The organism is Streptococcus sp. FDAARGOS_256, from assembly GCF_002289235.2.
GTDB lineage: Bacteria > Bacillota > Bacilli > Lactobacillales > Streptococcaceae > Streptococcus.
This window is the reverse complement of record NZ_NTGM02000001.1, coordinates 578,996-603,555: the sequence shown is the minus strand read 5'-3', so window position 1 is coordinate 603,555 and position 24,560 is coordinate 578,996. Positions and strand designations below refer to the sequence as shown.

20 protein-coding genes and 1 pseudogene are annotated in these 24,560 nt (G+C 40.0%); 12 read left to right on the top strand and 9 right to left on the bottom strand.

Annotated features, from left to right (window positions below; genetic code table 11):
* Positions 1–25 precede the first annotated feature (25 nt).
* On the bottom strand, positions 26–835 hold the full coding sequence (locus A6J84_RS03140) for a Cof-type HAD-IIB family hydrolase (protein WP_049478250.1): 810 nt from the start codon (positions 833–835) through the stop codon (positions 26–28).
* 146 nt (positions 836–981) lie between these two features.
* On the opposite strand from A6J84_RS03140, the gene A6J84_RS03135 reads away from it, so the two are divergent.
* The 5 genes from A6J84_RS03135 to A6J84_RS03115 all read left to right on the top strand — a co-directional run bounded on the left by A6J84_RS03135 (position 982) and on the right by A6J84_RS03115 (position 10,083).
* A complete protein-coding gene (locus A6J84_RS03135; RefSeq protein WP_095726027.1) occupies positions 982–1,443 on the top strand; it encodes a MarR family winged helix-turn-helix transcriptional regulator in 462 nt (153 codons plus the stop codon).
* Complete coding sequence (locus tag A6J84_RS03130; RefSeq protein ID WP_001138498.1) at positions 1,436–1,855, top strand: EVE domain-containing protein; 420 nt, start codon at positions 1,436–1,438, stop codon at positions 1,853–1,855. Before A6J84_RS03135 ends, A6J84_RS03130 begins: the two co-directional genes overlap by 8 nt.
* A 106-nt stretch (positions 1,856–1,961) precedes the next feature.
* Positions 1,962–5,237 (top strand): ATP-dependent nuclease subunit B, encoded by a 3,276-nt coding sequence (rexB, locus tag A6J84_RS03125; RefSeq protein ID WP_095726026.1) that lies wholly within the window; start codon positions 1,962–1,964, stop codon positions 5,235–5,237.
* Complete coding sequence (addA, locus tag A6J84_RS03120) at positions 5,234–8,887, top strand: helicase-exonuclease AddAB subunit AddA (RefSeq protein ID WP_095726025.1); 3,654 nt, start codon at positions 5,234–5,236, stop codon at positions 8,885–8,887. Before rexB ends, addA begins: the two co-directional genes overlap by 4 nt.
* 17 nt (positions 8,888–8,904) lie before the next feature.
* Positions 8,905–10,083, top strand: coding sequence for a hypothetical protein (locus A6J84_RS03115; RefSeq protein ID WP_049520320.1), 1,179 nt, complete (start codon positions 8,905–8,907; stop codon positions 10,081–10,083).
* Between the two features lie 33 nt (positions 10,084–10,116).
* On the opposite strand, the gene A6J84_RS03110 is transcribed toward A6J84_RS03115, so the two are convergent.
* Complete coding sequence (locus A6J84_RS03110) at positions 10,117–10,473, bottom strand: type II toxin-antitoxin system PemK/MazF family toxin (RefSeq protein ID WP_000560800.1); 357 nt, start codon at positions 10,471–10,473, stop codon at positions 10,117–10,119.
* A complete protein-coding gene (gene mazE, locus A6J84_RS03105; protein ID WP_049500423.1) occupies positions 10,457–10,672 on the bottom strand; it encodes a type II toxin-antitoxin system PemI/MazE family antitoxin in 216 nt (71 codons plus the stop codon). Before mazE ends, A6J84_RS03110 begins: the two co-directional genes overlap by 17 nt.
* Before the next feature lie 215 nt (positions 10,673–10,887).
* Between mazE and ylqF the strand changes: the two genes are divergently transcribed.
* The 7 genes and pseudogenes from ylqF (at position 10,888) to xerS (ending at position 17,644) form a co-directional block, all read left to right on the top strand.
* Complete coding sequence (gene ylqF / locus A6J84_RS03100) at positions 10,888–11,739, top strand: ribosome biogenesis GTPase YlqF (RefSeq protein WP_000201310.1); 852 nt, start codon at positions 10,888–10,890, stop codon at positions 11,737–11,739.
* On the top strand, positions 11,726–12,505 hold the full coding sequence (locus A6J84_RS03095; RefSeq protein WP_095726024.1) for a ribonuclease HII: 780 nt from the start codon (positions 11,726–11,728) through the stop codon (positions 12,503–12,505). The genes ylqF and A6J84_RS03095 overlap by 14 nt, the downstream gene beginning before the upstream one ends.
* Positions 12,506–12,517: 12 nt before the next feature.
* Positions 12,518–14,068, top strand: a complete 1,551-nt coding sequence (locus A6J84_RS03090) for a ClC family H(+)/Cl(-) exchange transporter (RefSeq protein WP_095726023.1) — start codon at positions 12,518–12,520, stop codon at positions 14,066–14,068.
* Between the two features lie 43 nt (positions 14,069–14,111).
* A pseudogene (locus A6J84_RS10205) lies at positions 14,112–14,349 on the top strand (hypothetical protein); the annotation flags it as partial.
* 96 nt (positions 14,350–14,445) lie between these two features.
* Positions 14,446–15,687: an AAA family ATPase gene (locus tag A6J84_RS03085; protein ID WP_193756705.1), complete on the top strand. Its 1,242-nt coding sequence runs from the start codon at positions 14,446–14,448 to the stop codon at positions 15,685–15,687.
* 3 nt (positions 15,688–15,690) lie between these two features.
* Entirely contained in the window at positions 15,691–16,341 is a 651-nt protein-coding gene (locus A6J84_RS03080; protein ID WP_095726021.1) for a hypothetical protein, read from the top strand.
* A 232-nt stretch (positions 16,342–16,573) separates the two neighbouring features.
* A complete protein-coding gene (gene xerS / locus A6J84_RS03075; protein WP_000817856.1) occupies positions 16,574–17,644 on the top strand; it encodes a tyrosine recombinase XerS in 1,071 nt (356 codons plus the stop codon).
* Positions 17,645–17,722: 78 nt separating this feature from the next.
* Here xerS and A6J84_RS03070 read toward each other — a convergent pair whose 3' ends face one another.
* The 6 genes from A6J84_RS03070 to A6J84_RS03045 all read right to left on the bottom strand — a co-directional run bounded on the left by A6J84_RS03070 (position 17,723) and on the right by A6J84_RS03045 (position 24,397).
* Complete coding sequence (locus tag A6J84_RS03070) at positions 17,723–18,364, bottom strand: hypothetical protein (RefSeq protein WP_095726020.1); 642 nt, start codon at positions 18,362–18,364, stop codon at positions 17,723–17,725.
* A 105-nt stretch (positions 18,365–18,469) separates the two neighbouring features.
* Positions 18,470–19,459 (bottom strand): lipoate--protein ligase, encoded by a 990-nt coding sequence (locus tag A6J84_RS03065; RefSeq protein ID WP_061587043.1) that lies wholly within the window; start codon positions 19,457–19,459, stop codon positions 18,470–18,472.
* Between the two features lie 59 nt (positions 19,460–19,518).
* Positions 19,519–21,222 (bottom strand): dihydrolipoyl dehydrogenase, encoded by a 1,704-nt coding sequence (gene lpdA, locus A6J84_RS03060; RefSeq protein WP_095726019.1) that lies wholly within the window; start codon positions 21,220–21,222, stop codon positions 19,519–19,521.
* Positions 21,223–21,267: 45 nt separating this feature from the next.
* The gene (locus tag A6J84_RS03055; protein WP_084849679.1) at positions 21,268–22,311 is read right to left on the bottom strand and encodes a dihydrolipoamide acetyltransferase; all 1,044 of its coding nucleotides are present in this window, start codon (positions 22,309–22,311) and stop codon (positions 21,268–21,270) included.
* 108 nt (positions 22,312–22,419) lie between these two features.
* The gene (locus A6J84_RS03050; protein ID WP_084849680.1) at positions 22,420–23,412 is read right to left on the bottom strand and encodes an alpha-ketoacid dehydrogenase subunit beta; all 993 of its coding nucleotides are present in this window, start codon (positions 23,410–23,412) and stop codon (positions 22,420–22,422) included.
* A 16-nt stretch (positions 23,413–23,428) separates the two neighbouring features.
* Positions 23,429–24,397: a thiamine pyrophosphate-dependent dehydrogenase E1 component subunit alpha gene (locus tag A6J84_RS03045; RefSeq protein ID WP_095726018.1), complete on the bottom strand. Its 969-nt coding sequence runs from the start codon at positions 24,395–24,397 to the stop codon at positions 23,429–23,431.
* Positions 24,398–24,560 lie beyond the last annotated feature (163 nt).

Sequence of the window (24,560 nt, the reverse complement as noted above, 5' to 3'; positions counted from 1 at the left end):
AGTTGACATGAACTGGGCTTCTCAATTATAAAATATACTTCTCAATGGCACGCGCAACACCTTCTTCTTCATTGCTGGCTGTAACGTCATTGGCTAAGGATTTGACATGGTCGCTGGCATTTCCCATAGCAATGCCAAGTCCTGCAAACTGAAGCATTTCGATATCGTTATTGGCATCGCCCATGGCCATAATGTCTGAGGGCTCGATCTTCAAAATCGCTGCTAGTCGAGAAAGAGCAGTAGCCTTGGTAGTTCCAAGTGGCATCGCTTCATAAATGACTGGCTGCGAACGAACGCCGCTAAATCGTTGGCAGAGTTCCTCAGCGAACCGCTGCTCAAAATCGTCTGTTTGTTCTTTTGTTCCTAAAAACATACCTTGGAACATCCGATACTTGCCACTAGTCGCGTCCTCAAGGGAGATTTCAGTCAGGTCCGAAAAGACTAGCTTGGCATCATTTTGAACAATTTGATTAGGCTTGCCACCGAGGACAAAATAATGTTTCTCATCAAAAAGAGTCAACTGAACGTCGCTTTTTTCTGCTAGGTCATAGAGGTATTCGATGTCAGCTGGACTGAGTTCTTGCCAGTCCACTAGACTCCAGTCACTGGTCTGATGGGTTGAACAACCGTTATTGACGATGACATACTCATTCTGAAGGTCCAGTCCCAGTTTTTTGTAGTAAGGAAGGACACCGAAAAGCGGGCGACCTGTACAGAGAACCAGTTTGACACCTTTTTCAATGGCTTGGTGAATGGCAGTGATGTGGGCTTGTGGGATTTCCTTGGCTTCGTTAAGGAGGGTTCCGTCCATATCCAAGGCTAGTAGTTTAATCATAAGACTTCCTTTTCTAGGTGTTTTGCTTTTATTATAGCATATAGACTATGAAATGTCTGACAGAATTGTAACATTTGACTTTCCTTTTCTTGAAAAACAAAGTAAATTCTTATATAATATGTATACTTAATATTCAAGGAGAAATAATGTCAAAGTATCACTTTAATTCAATTTACAAAAATGATGAAACAGAGTCTACAGGTCTTCTTTTCATCAAAGTCTACAACAAGTGGGAAAGCAACTTAAAAAGAGTCTTGAAATCAGTTGGTCTCACTCTGCCTCAATTTATCGTTTTAACCTCGCTCTTGTTTCTGTCTAATAGAGAGGAATATGTAACGCAAGTTGATATTGCTCGGTTCACTGGTATGGATGTCATGACGGTTTCCCAGATTGTTAGACTACTGGAGAAGAAAGACTACATTAAACGTGATCAACACCCAAAGGATAGTCGGGCAAAACTGGTTTCAGTGACGAAGTCTGGCGCGGAGAAGGTCAATCAAGCTTTACCTTTAGTAGAAGGGATTGATGAAGAATTTTTTGAAAAACTATCTAACAATAGAGAAGTTTTTAATCGCATGTTAATAGAGTTGGAGGATAAAAATGCCTAGATATTGGGTAGGAGTTGTTTCGAAGAACCATGTTTTAAGAGGAGTTGAAGGGAATTTTTGCCAGGTCTGTCATGGAAAGGGTGGCCCCTTAAATCGTATGAAAAAAGGTGACTATCTTTTATACTATAGCCCAAAATACGATATGAATGGTCAAGATAAGTTACAGGCTTTTGTGGCCGTGGGTAAAATTACAGATGATAAAGCCTATCAAGTAGAGCAGTTTGAAGGATTCTTTCCCTTTAGACGAAATGTTGAGTATTATCAGCCAGTCAAAGATTGCTTCATAGAAATAGCCAGACAACATCCTGAATGGAAAGACTATACTTCTCGACTTCGTTATGGGCATTTTGAAGTTTCCAAAGACTTTTTCCTCTATATTTTTCAGCATATGAAAGTGGATGATGGAGTATGATTGATTTCCTAGTTAAATGATTGTCAACTAAAATTTTGGATTTGGACTGTGAAGCGAACTTTGCTATAATAGAGTAAGAAACTTTGATAAACCAAACGAGGCAGAGATGAAATTACTTTATACTGATATTCGGACTTCTTTGACAGATATTTTAACCAGAGAGGCAGAAGAGCTAGTTGCTGCTGGCAAGCGGGTCTTCTACATCGCCCCCAACTCTCTTTCATTTGAAAAAGAACGCGCCGTGCTGGAATGCTTGTCCCAGCAGGCTTCTTTTGCGATTACCGTCACGCGTTTCACTCAAATGGCTCGTTACCTGGTTTTAAATGACTTGCCGACTAAAACTAGTCTAGATGACATCGGGCTTGGGATGGCTTTTTATAAGTGCCTTGCGGAACTCGATCCCAAGGACTTACGTGTTTATGGTGCAATTAAGCAGGATCCTCAATTTATCCAGCAGTTGGTTGAACTTTATCATGAGATGACGACTGCTCAGATGAGCTTTTTGGACTTAGAAAGTTTGACGGATGAGGACAAGAGAGCAGATTTACTCTTGATTTTTGAGAAAGTAACAGCCTATCTCAATCAAGGTCAGTTGGCTCAGGGAAGTCAGTTATCCCATTTGATTGAGGCTATTGAGAATGATAAGGTAAGTAGTGATTTCAGTCAGATTGCCTTGGTCATTGACGGATTTACTCGTTTTTCTGCCGAGGAAGAGCATGTGGTGGATCTGCTACATCGAAAAGGTGTCGAGATTGTTATTGGGGCTTATGCAAGCAAGAAGGCCTATATCAGTCCGTTCGCTGAAGGGAATCTCTACCAAGCCAGTGTGGAATTTCTTCATCATTTGGGAGCAAAATACCAAACACCTGCTCAGGATCGTTCTCAGACTCATGAGAAAATAGATAGTTTTGATAAGGCTTCTCGTTTGCTGGAGTCTTCTTATGATTTTTCAGAACTTACTTTAGATGTAGATGAGAAGGACCGTGAAAATCTGCAAATTTGGTCTTGTTTGACACAAAAGGAAGAGTTGGAGCTGGTGGCTCGCGCTATTCGTCAGAAATTACATGACCATCCAGAACTGAGTTACAAGAATTTCCGTATTCTGCTGGGGGATGTGGCTTCTTACCAGTTATCGCTGAAAACCATTTTTGACCAGTATCAGATTCCTTTCTATCTTGGTAGAAGTGAATCCATGGCTCATCATCCTTTGACTCAGTATGTGGAGTCTATTTTACGTTTGAAACGTTACCGTTTCCGTCAGGAAGATTTGATTAATCTCCTCAGAACTGGTCTGTATACTGACCTTAGCCAAGCGGATATTGATGCTTTTGAGCAATATCTCCGCTATCTTGGCATCAATGGCTTGCCAGCTTTTCAGCAGACCTTCACAAAATCCCACCATGGAAAATTTGATTTGGAACACTTGAACGCCCTTCGTCTGCGCGTTTTGGCGCCACTTGAAACCTTATTTGCCAGTCGGAAGCAAAAGGCTGAAAATCTCTTGCAAAAGTGGAATACTTTTCTAAAAAATGCTGCTTTAAGCAAGCAGATGCAAGAATTGACAGCTACTATGGAAACTCTAGAACAGGAAAGACAAGCCGAAGTTTGGAAAGCCTTCTGCCATGTTTTAGAACAATTTGCGACCGTTTTTGCTGGTTCACAAGTTAGTCTGGAGGACTTCCTGGCCTTGCTTCATTCTGGGATGAGTTTGTCTCAGTATCGCACCATACCAGCAACAGTGGACACCGTTCTGGTGCAGAGTTACGATCTGATTGCCCCTCTGACTGCTGACTTTGTCTACGCCATTGGGCTGACTCAGGATCATTTACCAAAAATCGCGCAAAATACCAGTCTTTTGACAGATGAAGAACGACAAAGTCTAAACCAAGCGACTGAGGAGGGAGCACAATTACTGATTGCAAGTAGCGAAAATCTCAAGAAAAATCGCTATACCATGCTTTCTTTAGTCAACGCCGCTCGTAAGCAGTTGGTGTTGTCAGCACCAAGTCTTCTTAATGAAAATGAGAGAAAGGAATCGGCCTATCTTCAGGAACTGGTGGGTTTTGGATTTAGCCGGATAGAGAAGAAGATTCATCAAAAAAGTCTGACTAAGGATGATATGGGGTCTTATCACAGTCTTTTGTCTAGTCTGATTGCCTACCATCAGCAGACAGGTTCTAGTGAAAATGAGCAAGATGTGACCTTTGTCAAGGTTCTAGCGCGTGTCATGGGGAAAAAACTTGATCAAAAAGGTCTTACAAATCCAGCACTCCCAACTAGCCCAAGCAGCAAGCCATTAGAGAAAGAGACCTTGCAGGCTCTCTATCCAGCTGACAAGGAGTTTTACCTGTCTACGTCTGGTTTGACAGAGTTTTACCGCAATGAATATAGTTATTTCCTCCGTTATGTCTTAGGCTTGCAGGAGGAATTGCGCCTGCGTCCTGATGCTCGAAGTCACGGGAATTTCTTGCATCGTATTTTTGAACGTGCCTTAAAACTGCCTGATGAAGATTCCTTTGATCAGCGTTTGGAGCAAGCTATCAAGGAAACCAGCCAAGAACGCGAATTTGAAGCTATTTATCAGGAAAGTTTGGAAGCCCAGTTTACCAAGGAAGTTCTACTTGATGTCGCGCGAACTACGGGCCACATCCTTCGTCATAATCTAGCCATTGAAACCATCCAAGAGGAAGCAACATTTGGTGGTAAAGATCAGGCCTTTATTCAATTGGATAATGGTCGCAGTGTCCATGTGCGAGGCAAGGTTGACCGAATCGACCGTTTGAAAGCTGATGGAGCGCTAGGAGTGGTGGACTACAAGTCTAGTCTGACTCAGTTCCAGTTTCCTCATTTCTTTAATGGGCTTAATTCCCAACTGCCAACCTATCTTGCTGCCCTAAAAAGAGAAGGGGAGCAGAACTTTTTCGGTGCCATGTACTTGGAAATGGCTGAGCCTGTCCAATCTTTATTAGCTGTTAAAAGTCTGGCAGGAGCAGTAGCAGAAGCCAGCAAGTCTATGAAATACCAGGGACTCTTTTTAGAGAAAGAAAGCAGTCACTTGGGCGAATTTTACAACAAAAACAAGGCCAACCAGCTGACAGACGAGGAATTCCAGCTCTTATTGGACTACAATGCCCATCTTTACAAGAAGGCAGCTGAGAAGATTTTAGAAGGCCAGTTCGCTATCAATCCCTATACCGAAAATGGCAGAAGCATTGCCCCGTACGTCCAGCAACACCAAGCCATCACAGGTTTTGAAGCAAATTACCACTTGGGACAAGCCCGTTTCCTAGAGAAGTTGGACTTAGCTGATGGCAAGCGTCTGGTCGGAGAAAAACTCAAGCAAGCTTGGTTTGAAAAAATGAGAAAGGAGTTGAATCGATGAAGCCCATTTCCTTTTTAACTGAGGAAGAAATTCAAAAACAGCAAAAAGCAGAAGCAAGTTCGAGCAAGGAACAGAAGAAAACAGCTGAGCAAATCGAAGCCATTTATACGGCAGGGCAAAATATCCTAGTTTCAGCGTCTGCTGGTTCAGGGAAGACCTTTGTCATGGCAGAGCGTATTCTGGATCAGTTAGCGCGTGGTGTAGAAATCAGCCAACTCTTTATCTCAACCTTTACCGTCAAGGCTGCTACAGAGCTTAAGGAACGTTTGGAGAAAAAAATCAGCCAACAAATCCAAGAAACCGATGATGTCGATCTCAAACAACACTTGGGACGCCAGTTGGCAGATCTACCAAACGCTGCCATCGGAACCATGGACTCCTTCACGCAAAAATTCCTTGGCAAACATGGCTATCTGATTGATATCGCACCGAACTTCCGTATTTTGCAAAATGAAAGTGAACAGTTACTCTTAAAGAACGAAGTTTTTCATCAGGTTTTTGAAGAGCATTACCAAGGTGAAAATAAAGAGAAATTTAGTCGATTAGTGAAAAACTTTGCTGGACGTGGCAAGGATGAACGAGGTCTGCGCCAGCAAGTCTACAAAATCTATGATTTCCTTCAATCCACCAGCAGTCCCCAAAAATGGCTGAACGAGTCTTTCCTCAAAGGGTTTGAAGAAGCTGACTTTGCAAATGAAAAAGACAAACTAACTGAGCAAATCAAGCAGGCGCTTTGGGACTTGGAAAGTTTCTTCCGTTATCATCTGGATAACGATGCCAAGGAGTTTCCAAAAGCTGCCTATTTAGAAAATGTGCAGCTGGTTCTGGATGAAATTGGCTCCTTAAATCAAGAGTCCGATAGCCAGGCTTATCAAGCTGTGCTTGCGCGTATTATCGCCATCTCTAAGGAGAAAAATGGTCGATCTCTAGCTAACTCCAGTCGTAAGGCCGATTTGAAGCCACTGGCTGATGCCTACAACGAAGAGAGAAAGACCCAGTTTGCTAAACTAGGACAACTAGCGGACCAGATAACCATTCTCGACTACCAAGAACGTTATCATGAAGATACTTGGGAGCTAGCTAAAACTTTCCAAACCTTTATGAGTGATTTTGTGGAGGCTTATCGTGAACGCAAACACCAGGAAAATGCCTTTGAATTCGCTGATATTAGTCATTACACCATTGAGATTTTAGAGAATTTCCCACAAGTTCGCGAGACTTATCAAGAGAGATTCCATGAAGTCATGGTCGATGAGTATCAGGATACCAACCACATTCAAGAACGGATGCTGGAATTGCTGTCGAATGGTCACAATCGCTTTATGGTGGGAGATATCAAGCAGTCCATCTACCGTTTCCGTCAGGCAGATCCCCAGATTTTCAATGAAAAATTCCAACGCTATGCGCAAAATCCTCAAGAAGGAAAGCTGATTTTGCTCAAGGAAAATTTCCGTAGTAGTTCAGAAGTGCTGTCAGCAACCAATGATGTTTTTGGACGCCTTATGGACCAGGAGGTCGGCGAAATCAACTACGATAGCATGCACCAGCTTGTTTTTGCCAATACCAAACTAACTCCCAATCCAGAAAATAAGGCAGAATTTCTCCTCTACGACAAGAACGATAGTGGGCAAGAGGAAGAAGAAAGCCAAGCAGAAACGAAACTCACTGGGGAAATGCGCCTGGTCATCAAGGAAATCTTAAAGCTTCATCAGGAAAAAGGTGTTACCTTTAAAGAAATAGCCCTTTTGACTTCCAGCCGCAGTCGTAATGACCAGATTCTTCTTGCCCTGTCTGAGTACGGGATACCTGTCAAAACCGACGGTGAGCAAAACAATTATCTCCAATCCCTAGAAGTGCAAGTCATGCTGGATACGCTTCGTGTCATTCACAATCCCCTGCAAGACTATGCCTTAGTTGCTCTGATGAAGTCTCCAATGTTTGGTTTTGATGAGGACGAGTTGGCACGTTTATCCCTCCAGAAAGCAGAGAATAAAATCCAAGAAAATCTCTATGAGAAACTGGTCAATGCTCAAAAACTGGCAACAAGTCAGAAAAACTTGATTCATACAGCTCTAGCTGAAAAACTCAATCAATTCATGGATATTTTGGATTCTTGGCGCTTATATGCCAAAACCCACTCTCTCTATGACTTGATTTGGAAGATTTACAACGACCGTTTTTATTATGACTATGTTGGGGCTTTGCCAAACGGACCTGCTAGACAGGCCAATCTCTATGCCCTAGCTCTGCGAGCAGATCAGTTTGAAAAGAGTAATTTCAAGGGCTTGTCTCGTTTTATTCGTATGATTGATCAGGTTTTGGAAGCCCAGCATGATCTCGCAAGCGTAGCCGTCGCACCGCCTAAAGATGCCGTGGAACTTATGACCATTCACAAGAGCAAAGGACTGGAGTTTCCTTATGTCTTTATCCTCAATATGGATCAGGACTTCAACAAGCAAGACTCGATGTCAGAAGTTATTCTCAGTCGTCAAAATGGGCTTGGTGTCAAATACATTGCCAAAGTGGAAACAGGAGCAGTGGAAGCACACTATCCTAAAACCATCAAACTCTCTATTCCTAGCTTAACTTATACGCAGAATGAGAAAGAACTGCAACTGGCTAGCTATTCAGAGCAGATGCGTCTGCTATATGTTGCCATGACGCGAGCTGAGAAAAAACTCTATCTTGTTGGCAAGGGTTCTCGTGAAAAGCTAGAAGCCAAGGAATATCCAGCAGCAAACAATGGAAAATTAGATGGCAATACCAGACTGCAAGCAAGAAATTTCCAAGATTGGGTCTGGGCTATCAGTAAAGTATTTACCAAGGACAATCTCAACTTTAGCTATCGTTTTGTTGGTGAAGACCAGTTGACTAGAGAAGCTATCGGAGAATTGGAAAACAAGAGCCCTCTCCAAGATAGCTCTCAAGCAGACAATCGCCAGTCAGAAACTATCAAAGAAGCTTTGGAAATGCTAAAAGAAGTAGAAGTCTATAATACGCTTCACCGTGCAGCTATTGAACTCCCTAGTGTCCAAACTCCAAGCCAAATCAAGAAATTCTACGAACCAGTAATGGATATGGAAGGGGTACAAATTGCTAACCAAACCAAATCACCAGAGAAGCCAATCAGCTTTGATTTACCAGATTTTTCAACTAAAGAAAAGGTAACAGGAGCAGAAATTGGTAGTGCAACCCACGAACTCATGCAGAGAATGGACCTTGGTCAGCAACCAACACTTGCTAGCCTGAAAGATACTCTTAAACAAGTTCAAACTAGTCCAGCTGTTAGAGACAAGATCAATCTTTCTAAAATCCTAGCCTTCTTTGATACGTCACTCGGTCAAGAAATTCTCGCCAATACAAATCATCTCTATCGCGAGCAACCTTTCTCCATGCTCAAACGCGACCAAAAGAGTCAGGAAGACTTTGTTGTTCGTGGAATCTTGGATGGCTATCTTCTTTATAAGGATCGTATCGTTCTTTTCGACTACAAAACAGACCATTACGATGAACCAAGTCAACTCATAGACCGCTATCGTGGTCAGTTAGCCTTATACGGAGAAGCTTTATCACGAGCCTATTCGATTGAAAACATTGAAAAATACTTGATTTTGCTCGGCAAAGATGAGGTTCAAGTTGTAAAAGTATAACCTAGAAAGGAGACCTCATGACACTTCCAGTTAGAAAATCCCTGCACGATGCGGTTTTACAGGCTTCAAAAGCCGATACTTGGGATCAAGCTACCAAGGAATGGAATGAAGTTTCCTTGATTTTTAATGGCATTGGCCGTAGTAACTGTGTCTGTGGGAACGCCATAAAATACGCCTACGAACTCTTTAACGGAGTTACAGGCCAACGTCTCTTTCCTATAGGAAGCGACTGTGTTCGCCATTTTCATCGAATGACTTTAGACCAGCAACTCGAAGAGGAAGAAAAACTGCTCAGAAAAGTTGAAAATCTAACCAGAAAGGCTCAGAAAAAGGAAAAAATCAAGGTCACTAAAAGCGATTTTGACGAACGACTTCTAAAATGGTTTTGGGAAAAAGGTGTTTTCAAAGCCAATCGTGGCAATCAATTCGCACCTGAGAGAGACTATCAGCTCTTCCTAGAGGTCTTTCAAGGCGGAAGTTGGACCAAGGCAGAGCCAAAGAAGAAGGCTCGTATGGAAGAAGTGCTGGAAAAGTGTATCAAACCTTTTTTACTTGGTAAGACCGATGATCAACTCTACCTTGTCAAACTAGGCAAGGAGAAAATTGACTACGAGCAGCATTTACGGATTCAAGCGGAGAAAGAACGCAAGAAAAGAGATAAAATCGCCAAGCAATACGCTGACAACCTCATTCTTGCCATGGGACCTGCAGAACGAGCCTATCAAGATTACTTTGGCTTTACAGAAACCTTGACCCAAGAAGAACGAATATGGGAAAAAATCCTCTTTGGTAAGAATAGGGACGAACGGGCTATCAAGGCTAAACAAAACCAAAAGGAGTTGGAAAAGGATCAGCGAATTGCAAATCAAGATCCTATTGAACGAAAGCAGAAGCAGACTTGGCTTCTCAATTCCTATTTTCGGGATTTGCCTGATGAAAAATCCAGATTTTCTCGGCTCCTATTAGAATATCGAAAAAGTGGAGAAGTACGCTTTTCAGATGAATACTTATCTGAGCATCTCATCGACTTTTTTTACAAGATGAAAGCCTTTGAGTTTGAGATTGCTCCGGAACAAGCTGCTGAATTTTTAAAAGAATGCCTTCAGGCAGAACATCTGTCATCTGCACAAGAAAGCTGGACTAGAGGGATTCTCCTCAATTGTCTTCATCCGTTTTTAGATAGGTTACTCATATAGAAAAAATCCTACCTTGTCTATGCATGGTAGGATTTAAGTATCTCCAAAGATGTACTGGTAAAGTTGGACGACTTTCTGAAAACATTGTGTGTCCATTCTTGTTATTTTTTGAGCATTTCGCATCCGAAAATCAAAGGTATAGAGTTGAAATGGATTGACAGCACCATCTACCTTGTCCGACGAGACAGGAACGAGCAAGCCTTTTTCTGCCAAACGACGTTGGCCGTGAGTGATAGGACAGACAGCCACAAAACCAGTTTGCAAGGCATATTCTCTCCTAGAAACGACCAAGGCAGGTCGCCGTTTCTGGATTTCTCGACCGACTGATGGATCAAAGTCCAGCCAAATGATATCCTGCTTTTCAGGAATATAGTCAGATTTCGCTATCAAGTGACCTTACCCCTTCAAAATCATTTGTCATTCTCAAATCAGTAAACCCATCAAAAGGATCTTTCAGTTTTGGAGCTAAGACAATGACTCCGTCAATCCCTTTGTAGACGACCATTTCTTGACCTTCTGTCATCCCCAAATTTTTAGGAATGGTCACAGTGAGCGAATTCCCCACCTTCCGAGTCTTTACTGTATTCATTGCTCTACCTCCACGAATTAGTATACACTAAGTATATACCTGTTGGCAAAAAAAGTCAAGTAAATCCTGACTGGCATCAAGGATGTTTCGGACCAATACTATTTGTCGTTTATTGTGGTCAAAGCCTGTGCAAAAGTTCCTCATTTATGATAGAATAGGTAGTAAGAAAGAAAACGTTTTTACTACGTTTTTTTTAGTCGGAAGGGGAAAATATTATGGCTACTATTCAATGGTTTCCGGGCCACATGTCTAAGGCTCGGCGGCAAGTTCAGGAGAATTTAAAATTTGTTGATTTTGTGACGATTTTGGTGGATGCTCGGCTACCTTTATCTAGTCAAAATCCTATGTTAACCAAGATTGTGGGTGATAAACCTAAACTCTTGATTTTGAACAAGGCTGACCTAGCAGACCCAGCAATGACCAAAGAATGGCGTCAGTATTTTGAATCACAGGGAATCCAAACTCTGGCTATCAACTCCAAAGAGCAAGTGACTGTAAAAGTTGTGACGGATGCCGCTAAAAAGCTCATGGCTGATAAGATTGCACGCCAGAAAGAACGAGGTATCAAGATCGAAACCTTGCGGACCATGATTATCGGAATTCCAAATGCTGGTAAGTCAACTCTCATGAACCGTTTGGCTGGGAAAAAGATTGCAGTTGTCGGCAATAAACCAGGTGTTACTAAGGGGCAACAGTGGCTCAAAACCAACAAAGACCTTGAAATTTTAGACACACCAGGGATTCTCTGGCCTAAGTTCGAAGACGAAACCGTTGCTTTGAAACTAGCCTTGACTGGAGCAATTAAAGATCAACTACTCCCAATGGATGAAGTGACCATTTTTGGTCTCAATTATTTCAAAAAACATTATCCAGAAAAGCTAGCTGAACGCTTCAAACAAATGAAGATAGAAGAAGAAGCACCTGTTATCATCATGGATATGACCCGTGCTCTCGGTTTCCGAGATGATTACGACCGCTTTTACAGCCTCTTCGTCAAGGAAGTCCGTGATGGAAAGCTCGGTAACTACACCTTAGATACATTGGACGACATCGATGACGACGATTAAAGAAATCAGAAAACTTCTTGCTACGGTCAAAGACTTAGACAATCCCTTTTTTCTTGAACTGGAAAAAGATAGCCGAACTGGAGTTCAAAAAGAAATCAGCAAGCGGAAAAAAGCCATTCAGGCTGAACTTGAAGAAAATCTTCGTCTAGAAAACATGCTTTCCTATGAAAAAGAGCTTTATAAACAAGGATTAAGCTTAATAGCAGGCGTTGACGAGGTCGGACGTGGTCCTTTGGCTGGACCTGTGGTCGCTGCAGCCGTTATCTTGCCAAAAAATTGTAAAATCAGAGGCCTCAACGATAGTAAGAAAATCCCCAAAAAGAAACATTTGGAAATTTTTCAAGCCGTTCAAGACCAAGCTCTGACAATCGGCATTGGAATCATGGATAATCAAGTTATTGACCAAGTCAATATCTATGAAGCAACCAAGCTTGCTATGATAGAAGCAATCTCTCAGCTCAGTCCCCAGCCTGAGCACCTCTTGATAGATGCCATGAAACTGGAGTTGCCAATTTCACAAACCTCCATTATCAAAGGAGATGCCAACTCCCTCTCAATCGCAGCCGCATCTATAGTGGCCAAGGTGACACGGGATGAATTGATGAAGGAATACGATCATCAATATCCAGGCTATGATTTCACGGCTAATGCAGGTTATGGAACAGCTAAACATCTAGAAGGACTGGAAAAACTAGGTGTCACTCCAATTCACCGAACCAGTTTTGAACCTGTCAAAACACTGGTTTCAACTAAGAAAGACAAGTAAGAGGAAATGATTATGGAGGAACAGTCAGAAACACTCAGTTCCAAGAAAGAATTTGCCTTTGCCTCAAGCACCATATTATCCCAAGTTGGACGAGGAATCATTGTCGGTCTCGTCGTCGGGCTAATCGTCGGATCCTTTCGTTTCTTAATCGAAAAGGGCTTCCACCTGATACAAGGACTCTATCAAGATCAAGCGCACCTAGTGCGCAATCTTTTTATCATTGGTCTGTTTTATTTAATGGTTTGCTGGCTTAGCGCGAAACTAACTCGGTCAGAAAAAGATATCAAGGGTTCAGGAATTCCTCAAGTTGAAGCCGAACTAAAGGGACTCATGACTCTTAACTGGTGGAGTGTCCTCTGGAAAAAATATATTCTAGGGATTCTCGCTATTGCCAGTGGCCTTATGTTAGGTCGAGAAGGGCCAAGTATTCAGCTCGGAGCAGTTGGTGGTAAAGGCATTGCCAAGTGGCTCAAATCTAGCCCAGTTGAGGAACGTTCCTTAATTGCCAGTGGAGCAGCCGCTGGTTTAGCTGCAGCCTTTAACGCCCCAATAGCAGGACTTCTCTTTGTAGTAGAAGAAGTCTATCATCACTTTTCAAGATTTTTCTGGGTTTCCACTCTAGCAGCCAGTATTGTAGCAAACTTTGTTTCGCTCCTTATGTTTGGTCTAACACCCGTATTGGATATGCCTGACAATATTCCTCTTATGACTCTGGACCAGTATTGGATTTATTTGATTATGGGGATTTTTCTCGGCATTTCTGGTTTTCTTTACGAGAAAGCTGTGCTCAATGTCAACAAGATTTATGACTGGCTTGGTAAAAAAATCAATTTAGATAGAGCTTATTATCCAATTTTAGCTTTTATCCTTATCATACCAGTAGGGATTTTTATGCCACAAATTCTCGGTGGTGGGAACCAAATCGTTCTTTCTTTAACTGAGCAACACTTTAGTTTACAAGTTTTACTTGCCTACTTCCTCATTCGTTTTATTTGGAGTATGATGAGTTATGGTAGTGGACTACCTGGCGGAATTTTCCTACCTATTCTGGCACTTGGTTCCTTACTTGGTGCCCTAGTTGGAGCCATTTGTGTTAATCTTGGACTTGTCAGTCAGCAACAATTTCCAATATTTATCATTTTAGGAATGAGTGGCTACTTTGGAGCAATATCTAAGGCTCCCCTAACAGCCATGATTCTTGTAACCGAAATGGTAGGAGACATCCGAAACCTCATGCCTCTCGGACTTGTGACCCTAGTAGCCTACATTATCATGGATTTACTAAAGGGTGCACCAGTATACGAGGCCATGCTTGAGAAAATGATGCCAGAAGAGATGACAGACGACGGAGAAGTAACTCTTATCGAAATACCTGTTTCAGATAGAATAGCTGGAAAACAAGTCCATGAACTCAACTTACCACAAAATGTACTCATTACCACCCAAGTCCATAATGGTAAAAGTCAAACAGTTAACGGCTCAACTAGAATGTATCTGGGCGATATGATTCATCTAGTTATTCCAAAAAGTGAAATTGGAAAAGTCAAAGATTTGTTGTTGTAGAGCAATAATCAATATTACATAATTTTAATTACGTAACAATTGAAAGAAAAGTTGGGATGAAAAATATGAAGGTATCCTTATCAATATAAGGAAAAAAACAAAATATAAAGGATGTCGCATGGCAAAAAGAACGCTGAAAAAATAAGGATATTTTACCATCTTTTAAAAAATACTTATTGTTGTAATAGATGACTGTCATTGCGGTTTATTTATAATTCCCAAAGAGATGCCTAGCAGTAAAAAATCTTTCTACAAAGAATTGTAAAGGAAAGATAGTTATTGAAGAATAAAGAGCATTATTTTCTCCATAAATTTAATTAAATTAATGTTTTTATGGTATAATAAATTCAAAGTGAAAAGAATTTATGGAGAAAATAATGAAAATCAGCATTGAAAAAATTGGAAAAATTCACCACTCAGATATAATAATTGACGGTCTTACTATTATCGCTGGTAAAAACTCAACAGGAAAAAGTACAGTAAGCAAATCATTATTCGCTATCTTTAATTCATTTTATAAAATTACACAGACGTATAGATCTTATAAAGAACGAGCAATTAAAAGTAGAATATTAGATTTAGATAATTATTTTGACATTTTCTTTTTTAACGAAAATCCTATAGACCTTAATAAAGTTGTTTTAAAACTTATTTCAACTCAAACAGAAGAAGATATTAAAAAAGTTTTAAACTTATATAGTTTAAATGAACAATTGTCTGAATCAAATTTTCAAAAGTTGATTTTGGCTATATATAAAATAAACCAATCAACAATGCAACAGGTGCTGTACGAAGAAACCAATAATTATTTCGAATCAGAATTTTCGTCTAACATAAATAATGTAAATTCTAAACATGAGATTGGCTCTATAAAACTAAAAATTAAAAATGAACAGATTGAAACGTATTTCCAAAATGACAAACTTATTGACATACCAAACTTTTTTAGTCTAAACTTTAAGCCAATTTATATTGACGATCCATTTATAATAGATACAATCAATCAAACAGATTTTAGAATGTTTAGAAGTGATTCAGAAACCAATCGAACTCATAGACAGGTTATTTTAAGCCAGTATAATAAGAAAGAATCAGAGAATCCAATAGATAAAATTATTATCAAAGAAGACATTCAAATTATTTATGATAAAATTGAAAAGATATTAGATGAAAATGGCACTGGCATTGTATACTCATATAACAGAGGTAATGAAGATAAAAAAGTTTTAAGTATAGATAATCTATCCTCGGGTATGAAAACTTTTTATTTATTAAAGAAATTGATAGAAAATGGTACAATTGAACCAAACTCACCAGTAATTTTAGATGAACCAGAAGTTCATCTACATCCTGAATGGCAACTAGTTTTAGCTGAGATCATAGTATTAATGCAAAAATATATGAATCTAAATTTCCTTATAAATTCACACAGTCCATATTTTGTAAGAGCAATTGAAGTTTACTCGACAAAATATGCAATTGATTCCAAAACTAAATATTATTTAGCGAAAATAGAAAATGATTTATCGGAATTTGAAGATGTTACTGGAAATGTTTCAGAGATTTATAAAATATTAGCAAAGCCATTTCAAAAAATTGAAAATGAGAGATTTATTTAAGTTATGAAAAATTTATTAAATAATAGTATTTTTACAAATAATATTTCAAATTTCAGAGATATTTCATTTGATAATTGTAATAATGAATATTTAATTGATGAAAATTACTCTATACATTCTAATTCTGCAATTAACTTTGATGATGTAATGAAAGAGCACGTTCTTTCTTTTGGTATTACAGATAAAAGCTTAAAGTCAGTAGATTCAGTGATTTTTTCAGAGAAATTGAATAAAATTTTTTTTATTGAGTTTAAAAATGGTAGAATTGAAGTTCCAGAAACAATTCAAAGAGGAAATCGTCAAAGACGCAGAATAAATCGTTTAGACATTGAAATTGCAAGATTAAAATTAGAACTTATCAGGACAAAGGTTAAAGATTCAATAACTGCATGTTGTGAAATTTTTTCTAAAAATCCCGATTTTTTTAGAGAAAATTGTTATTTTATTCTAGTATATAATGAAAATAAAAATAGTTGTATTATACCAGATAGTCTAGATAATCCCGGTTTTACTAGTCTACTTCAAAGTTTTTCACAAATTAGTCAAACTCGCTTTCATAAATTTGGAATGGGTGTTTTAGAAAAATTGTGTGTAGATGAAGTTAGAACCTTTACACCGATGGAATTCGAAGATTTTATTATTAATTATTCATAATATAAATTCGATAAATTTTTTCAAATTATGTCCAACAAAATTTGTCTCTTTATCAACTGTAATGGGTGGAATAAAAGCTAATATCTGGGGAGGACGATCGTTGTCCTCTCTATTTTTATATTCAGAGCGATGAAAATCCGTTTTTTAAATTTGTTTCCGAAAAACTATAATTTTCTTGAAAAATATATAAGTCTATGCTATACTACTAGTAGACTAATTTAGGGAGAAAATCATGAAACGTGAGATTTTACTAGAACGAATCGACAAACTAAAACAAATCATGCCCTGGTATGTTCTGGAATACTACCAATCCAAGCTTGCTGTGCCCTACAGTTTTACAACCTTGTACGAATATCTCAAGGAATACGATCGATTTTTCAGCTGGGTTTTAGAGTCTGGAATTTCAAATGCTGATAAAATGTCTGATATTCCTTTATCTGTCTTGGAAAATATGTCTAAGAAAGATATGGAAGCTTTTATCCTATATCTACGTGAACGTCCATTGCTGAATGCTAATACAACCAAGCAAGGTGTATCTCAGACGACCATCAATCGGACCTTATCAGCACTTTCTAGTCTTTACAAGTATCTAACAGAGGAGGTTGAAAACGACCTGGGAGAACCCTATTTCTATCGTAATGTAATGAAGAAAGTTTCAACCAAGAAAAAGAAAGAAACACTTGCTGCTAGAGCTGAAAACATCAAGCAAAAACTCTTTCTAGGTGATGAAACAGAAGGTTTTCTAACTTATATCGATCAGGAGTACCCACAACAGCTCTCAAATCGCGCTCTCTCATCATTTAATAAGAACAAAGAACGTGATTTGGCCATTATTGCCCTTCTCCTAGCGTCTGGTGTCCGCTTATCTGAAGCTGTTAATCTAGATCTAAGAGACCTCAATCTCAAAATGATGGTGATCGATGTCACTCGAAAAGGGGGGAAACGTGATTCTGTCAATGTCGCTGCTTTTGCTAAGCCTTACCTAGAGAATTATCTAGCCATTCGAAATCAACGCTATAAGACGGAAAAGACAGATACAGCTCTCTTTTTGACCTTATATCGAGGCGTTCCCAATCGTATTGATGCTTCTAGTGTTGAAAAGATGGTTGCTAAGTACTCTGAGGACTTCAAAGTCCGTGTAACTCCACACAAACTACGCCATACCCTGGCGACTAGGCTCTATGATGCTACTAAATCGCAAGTTTTGGTCAGCCATCAGCTAGGACATGCCAGTACACAAGTCACTGACCTCTATACCCATATCGTCAATGATGAACAAAAGAATGCTTTAGATAGTTTATGATTGTTACATATTATAAATTATGTAAAGCAACTATTGCTAAAAAACGAAAGACCAATTCCTTTATCTTTCGTTTTTTATTTATTTAAACTCAATCCAGTAGTTACGGTGAGGCTCTATAATTACTGGTTTACCCCAAAAGGCTTGCAGATAGGCTAGATTTGCTGGGCTTACTGGTTTTTTTGAATCATTGTACTGCTCAGCACTCTCTTTAGTTAGAAAACATTTTACTGCTTCATAAGAAGTACCATCAGCTGATTCTCTTTCGATTCCAATATACGAAATTTCGTCACCATTTTTAAGATCGTCAGTTAACAGTTTACCAATAAAGAACACTGTCTTATCTTTCATAAATTCATAAGCCTTACTATTTTCAAGTCGGTTATTTGCTGCAGCAAACATAATACAAAAACTATCAACAATGTCCTTCAAAGACATTAGGTCTTCTTTGTTTACTTTGATTTCATCGGGGAGAAGACCGCCAATTATAAGATTTTGAAAATGGGCTTGCTGGATTACATTATCTAAAGCCATTCCCAGAGCTATTTGAACAGCTTGGTATCCTAAAGGTTGAAGCTCTTTGTATTTCATATCATAATGTTCTTGTGTGATGCTTATATTTAAACTTTCAGTTTGATTAATTTCTTCATTTCTATAGAAAGCAACAACATTACGGTCTAACTGTTCAAATAGATTAAGGCTTTCTACTGGAATTTCTAACATTAATGAATAACTCCTTTTCATTTTTCATCTCTATTATAATCTAATCAGCATGATTATTAAGTTTAACCCTAATAAAAGAATCCATCATAAATGGATTCTTTTTCCTTACCCCACTACTGCTTCAGCGATTTCTTCACGGCTGATACCAGCAAAGTAGCGTGTGATGTCAATAGTTTCTAGTGCCTTAAGAACATCTTCGCGTTCATATTTTACGCCACGAAGGACATCTTCTACAGCTGCAACGTCCTCGATACCAAAGAAGTCCCCATAGATCTTGATATCTTGGATTTTTGATTCAATGACGTTGGCAAAAACTTCGACCTTACCACTGGTGAATTTTGTTCCACGACGGACGTTAAATTCAGGTGATTTACCGTAGTTCCAGTTCCAAGTACCGAACTTGGTATCCTTGATACGATTGATTTCAGCCAATTCTTGCTCAGAAAAAACGTATTCAGTCATCTCTGGGTACTCTTTTTTCATGTATTCCAAGAGCAAATCACGGAATTCTTCAACTGTGATTTTTTCTGGCAATTCATTGACAATATTTGTTACACGGGCACGGACGGATTTGACACCTTTTGACTCAAATTTATCCTTTGAAACCTTGAGGGCGTTAGCAAGAACTGACAAATCAACGTCAAAGAGCAAGCAACCATGGTGCATGATACGCCCATTGATATAGGCTTGAGCATTGCCACAGAATTTTTTGCCATCAATCTCTAGATCATTACGGCCTGTAAATTCGGCTTTAACACCAAGTTGAGCCAAGGTATTGATGACTGGAGTTGAGAAGCTCTTGAAGTCAAAGGCCTTGTTTTCATCTTCTTTTGAAATGATGGTGTAGTTGAGGTTGTTTAAATCGTGGTAAACAGCTCCACCACCACTGATACGGCGGACCACCTCAATACCATTTTCTCGAACATAATCACGGTTAATCTCTTCAATAGTATTCTGGTGACGACCAACAATGATAGAAGGTTTGTTAATCCAAAGAAGGAAGATTTGATCCTCATCTAGTAAGTGTTTAAAGGCATATTCTTCCAAGGCGATATTAAAAGCAGTGTCGTTTGAATGATTGATAATATATTTCATGATATCCCTTTATACGATAGAGACTGGAAAACATCTTTCCAGCCTAGTCTATCTTCGTTTTATTTTTTCTTAGGTGAATGGATGGCCATTCCTAAAACATCCGCAAATGCTTCGTACATCACTTCAGAGTAGGTTGGGTGTCCGTGGATAGTCTTCAGCATTTCCTCAACAGTGATTTCCATTTCGATGATGCTTGATGCCTCGTTGATCAATTCTGCGGCTGCAGGACCAATGATGTGCACACCAAGGATTTCCCCGTATTTCTTATCAGCGATAACTTTTACGAAACCTTGAGCAGCATCAGATGCAATGGCACGACCGTTGGCTGCAAAGTTGAATTTACCGATTGCGACATCGTATTTCTCACGTGCTTGTTCTTCAGTCAGACCTACTGCTGCTACTTCAGGGAGAGTGTAGATAGCTGCTGGAGTCAAGTTCAATTTAGCAACAGCATGGTTTCCTTTGAGGGCATTTTCAGCAGCAACTTCCCCCATACGGAAGGCTGCGTGCGCCAACATTTTAGTACCGTTGATGTCACCTGGTGCGTAGATTCCAGGAACAGAAGTTTCCATGTACTCATTGACCTTAATACGACCACGATCCAATTCAAACTCAACATCGCCAATTCCTTCAAGGTCTGGTACACGACCGATTGAAAGAAGAGCTTTATTTGCAATGATATCGTCTTTTCCTTCAACCTTGATACGAAGTTGGCCATTTTCCTCGATGATTTCTTGCAATTTTGTACCTGTCAAGATGGTCATACCTTTGCGTTCCAAAATCAAGCGAAGATTCTTAGACACTTCCGCATCCATAGCTGGAACGATACGGTCCATCATTTCGATAACAGTTACTTTTGAACCAAATGTCATGAATGCTTGGCCGAGTTCGATACCGACAACCCCACCACCGATGATTACGAGGCTTTCTGGAACTTCGTTCATTTCAAGAATATCATCGCTGGTCATCACAAGTGGAGATTCCATACCAGGGACGTTAATCTTGCTGACTTTTGAACCACCAGCAAGGATAATTTTCTTGGTTTCAAGCAATTCAGAACCATTTACCAAGACATTCTTATCTTTAGTGATAGTACCAACACCCTTATGAACTGTAACTCCGTAGCTGCGAAGAAGACCCGCAACACCACCTACCAAGGTATTGACAACTTTAGATTTAGTTTCTAAAAGTTTATCCATATCAACAGTGAAGGTTGGATTTTCAATGACAATACCACGGTTTGCTGCATGACCGATGTTTTCGATGATTTCAGCGTTGTGAAGGTAGGTCTTAGTTGGGATACAGCCGCGGTTCAAGCAAGTTCCACCGAGTTCAGATTTCTCAACAAGGGCAACCTTACCACCAAGTTGAGCAGCTTTAATGGCCGCTACATATCCAGCAGGACCTCCACCAATCACAACGATATCAAAGGCATCATCGCTCTTGCCGTCGTCGTTTGAAGCACTAGCTGCAGGTACAGGTTTTGATTCTGGCGCAGCAGCTCCAGCTGTTGGGATATTTTCCCCTTCTTCTCCAAGGTAACCGATAACTTCCGTTACAGGGACAGTTTCACCATCTCCTTTGAGGATGGCAATCAAGTATCCATCTTCTTCGGCTTCCAATTCCATGCTGACTTTATCAGTCATGATTTCCAAAAGGATTTCTCCTTCTTTTACAAATTCTCCGACTTTCTTATTCCATTGGACGATTTGTCCTTCTGTCATATCCACGCCGGCTTTTGGCATAATTACTTCTAAGGCCATGTCTTACTTCCTTTATCTATATCTCTAAAAATAAATACTGTATTTTTAAACCAACATTGAGATTGGGTTCTCAATTAAGGCTTTCAAGTCTTTCATAAACTTAGCACCAGCCATACCATCTACGACACGGTGGTCAATAGTTAACCCTAGGCTCATGATAGGACGAATAACAATCTCACCATTGACAACTACAGGTTTTTCAACTGTTGAGCTAACCCCGAGGATAGCTGAGTTTGGTTGGTTAATAATCGGACCAAAGGACTGAACACCAAACATTCCCAAGTTACTAATTGTGAAGGTTGAGTTTTGTAACTCACTTGGAGCCAATTTGCCATCCAAGGTACGACCAATCACGTCTTTAAAGGCTACTACTAACTCTGACAAGCTCATTTTTTCAGCATTGTAAACAACTGGTGTCATTAGACCGTTATCCATACCAACCGCCATCGCAAGGTTGACATAGTTATGAGTGATAATGGTCTTGCCGTCTTCTGTCAATGAAGCGTTGATGTATGGGTGTTTCATCAATGTTTTCACAACAGCGAGTGAAAGAAGGTCTGTTACAGTAGTCTTCTTACCAGTCGCTTCCATAATCGGATCAAGAACCTTCTTACGAAGGGCCAGCATTTCAGTCATATCAACTTCATAGTTGAGTGTGAAAGTTGGCGCAGTTAGGTAAGATTCAACCATACGTTGCGCGATAACCTTACGCATTGGTGTCATTGGAATACGCTCAATCTCACCATAAGGAGTGATATTGTCTGGAACTTCTTCCACTTTTTCGATTTGAGCAGGAGACTTGATGGTGTCGTTTTCGATATTTTCAGGAAGCAAGGCCAAAACGTCCTTCTTCATGATCTTACCACGATGACCCGTTCCTTGGATTTCCTGCCAAGCAATGTTATGTTCGAGGGCAATTCGTTTTGCAAGTGGCGAAATGCGAACCACGTTTGTGTCTTTATAAGTTTCCACGTCTTCTTTGTGGACACGACCGTTTGCACCTGAGCCAGAAACGTCGTAGAGGTTGATCCCTAGATCATTCGCTAACTTTCTAGCCGCAGGAGTCGCTCTTAGCTTGTCATCAGCCATGACCTCTCCAATTCTATACTAAGATATTTAGGACGAAAAGAGTTCTGCACCTAAAAGATACAAAGTTTCTCGTCTTTTTTATTTTATTTACATAACTTATATTATGTATTATTCTTTGTTATATGTCTTACGGATTGCTTCCTTGATGCTTTCAACTGTTGGAATCATTGCATTTTCTAAATTTTGTGCGTAAGGCATTGGCACATCCTCTCCGGCGCAACGGCGGATTGGTGCGTCTAGATAATCAAATGCTTCTGATTCTGAAATAATAGCTGAAATCTCTCCGATATAGCCACTTGTTTTGTGAGCATCGTTGACAAGCACCACCTTACCAGTCTTCTTCACTGAGTTAATGATGATATCCTTATCAAGCGGAATGAGGGTACGTGGGTCCACAATTTCAACTGAAATTCCCTCTTCTGCTAATTCTTCAGCAGCTTGAACCACACGACGAAGCATTTTACCATAAGTAACGACTGTTACATCTGTACCTTCACGTTTGATTTCACCAACTCCAAGTGGGATTGTGTAGTCTGGATCAACTGGAACTTCCCCTTTTTGGTTAAATTCTGACTTGTATTCAAGGATGATAACAGGGTTGTTATCACGGATAGAAGACTTGAGCAGTCCTTTCATGTCAGCAGGCGTACCTGGAGCTACAACCTTGAGTCCTGGAATGTGAGTGAACCAAGACTCTAGTGATTGCGAGTGCTGAGCCGCAGAACCAACTCCATTACCAGCTGCACAACGGACAGTCATTGGAACCTGACCTTTCCCACCAAACATATAACGTGTTTTAGCAGCTTGGTTGACGATATTGTCCATGGCAATAACCGAGAAGTCCATGAAGGTCATATCGACAATTGGACGAAGTCCTGTCATGGCTGCTCCTGCTGCTGCTCCCGAGATGGCAGCTTCAGAAATCGGACAGTCACGGACACGTTCTGGACCAAATTCTTCGAGCATTCCAACAGAAGTTCCGAAGTCTCCTCCGAAGACACCGACGTCTTCTCCCATCAAGAATACATTTTCATCGCGACGCATTTCCTCAGACATAGCAAGGATAATGGTGTCACGGAACGACATTGTTTTTGTTTCCATTTTTATCTCTTTCTCCTTAGTCTGCGTAAATATCTTCAAATGCTGATTCTAGTGGCGGGAATGGGCTTTCTTCTGCAAATTTAACAGAAGCTTCTACTGCTTCCTTGACTTGTGCTTGAATTTCTTCCAATTCTTCTGCACTTGCAATATTGTTTTCAATGAGGTATTTGCGAAGGTTTTCGATTGGGTCTTTTTGTTTCCACAATTCCACTTCTTCACGCGTACGATATTTACCAGGGTCAGATGATGAGTGACCAAGCCAGCGATAAGTGATACTTTCGATCAAGACTGGACCATTGCCACCACGAACATGGTCTACAGCTTTCTTAAATCCTTCATAGACATCGATGACATTGTTTCCATCTTCGATAAACATTCCAGGAATTCCATAAGCAGCGCTACGTTGATGGATATGCTCCACATTGGTCATTTTCTTGATATCCGCAGAAATCCCATAACCGTTGTTAATGCAGTAGAAAATAACAGGAAGTTTCCAAATAGAAGCCATATTCACTGCTTCATGGAAAACACCTTCGTTGGTCGCGCCATCTCCAAAGAAGCAGACAACGATTTTACCAGTATGTTGCATTTGCTGACTGAGGGCTGCACCGACAGCGATTCCCATACCACCACCTACAATACCATTGGCACCAAGGTTACCAGCATCCAGGTCAGCGATGTGCATAGAACCACCTTTTCCTTTACAGGTTCCAGTGTATTTCCCGAGGATTTCAGCCATCATTCCATTGAGGTCAATCCCCTTAGCAATAGCTTGCCCGTGTCCACGGTGATTTGAGGTAATCAGATCATCTGGATTAAGAGCCAGCATCGCTCCGACGTTAGCAGCTTCCTCTCCGACAGAAAAGTGAGTCATACCGGGAACTTTCCCCTTTTTCACTAACTGAGCAATTTTTAAGTCCATGCGACGGATTTCTTCCATCTTACGGAACATCTCTAGCAAAAGATTCTTATCTAAAGTTGACATAATCTTGCCTTTCTAACTTTGTACTTACCTTACTATTTTACCTTTTTTAGTATACACTGTCAAAGTATATGGCTATTAAAATTTCACAATATAAAAAAATAAATCCCTGTTAAAACAGGGATTCTCTCTAGTTAGAGCATTATTTCACAAAGTGCTTTTTCAG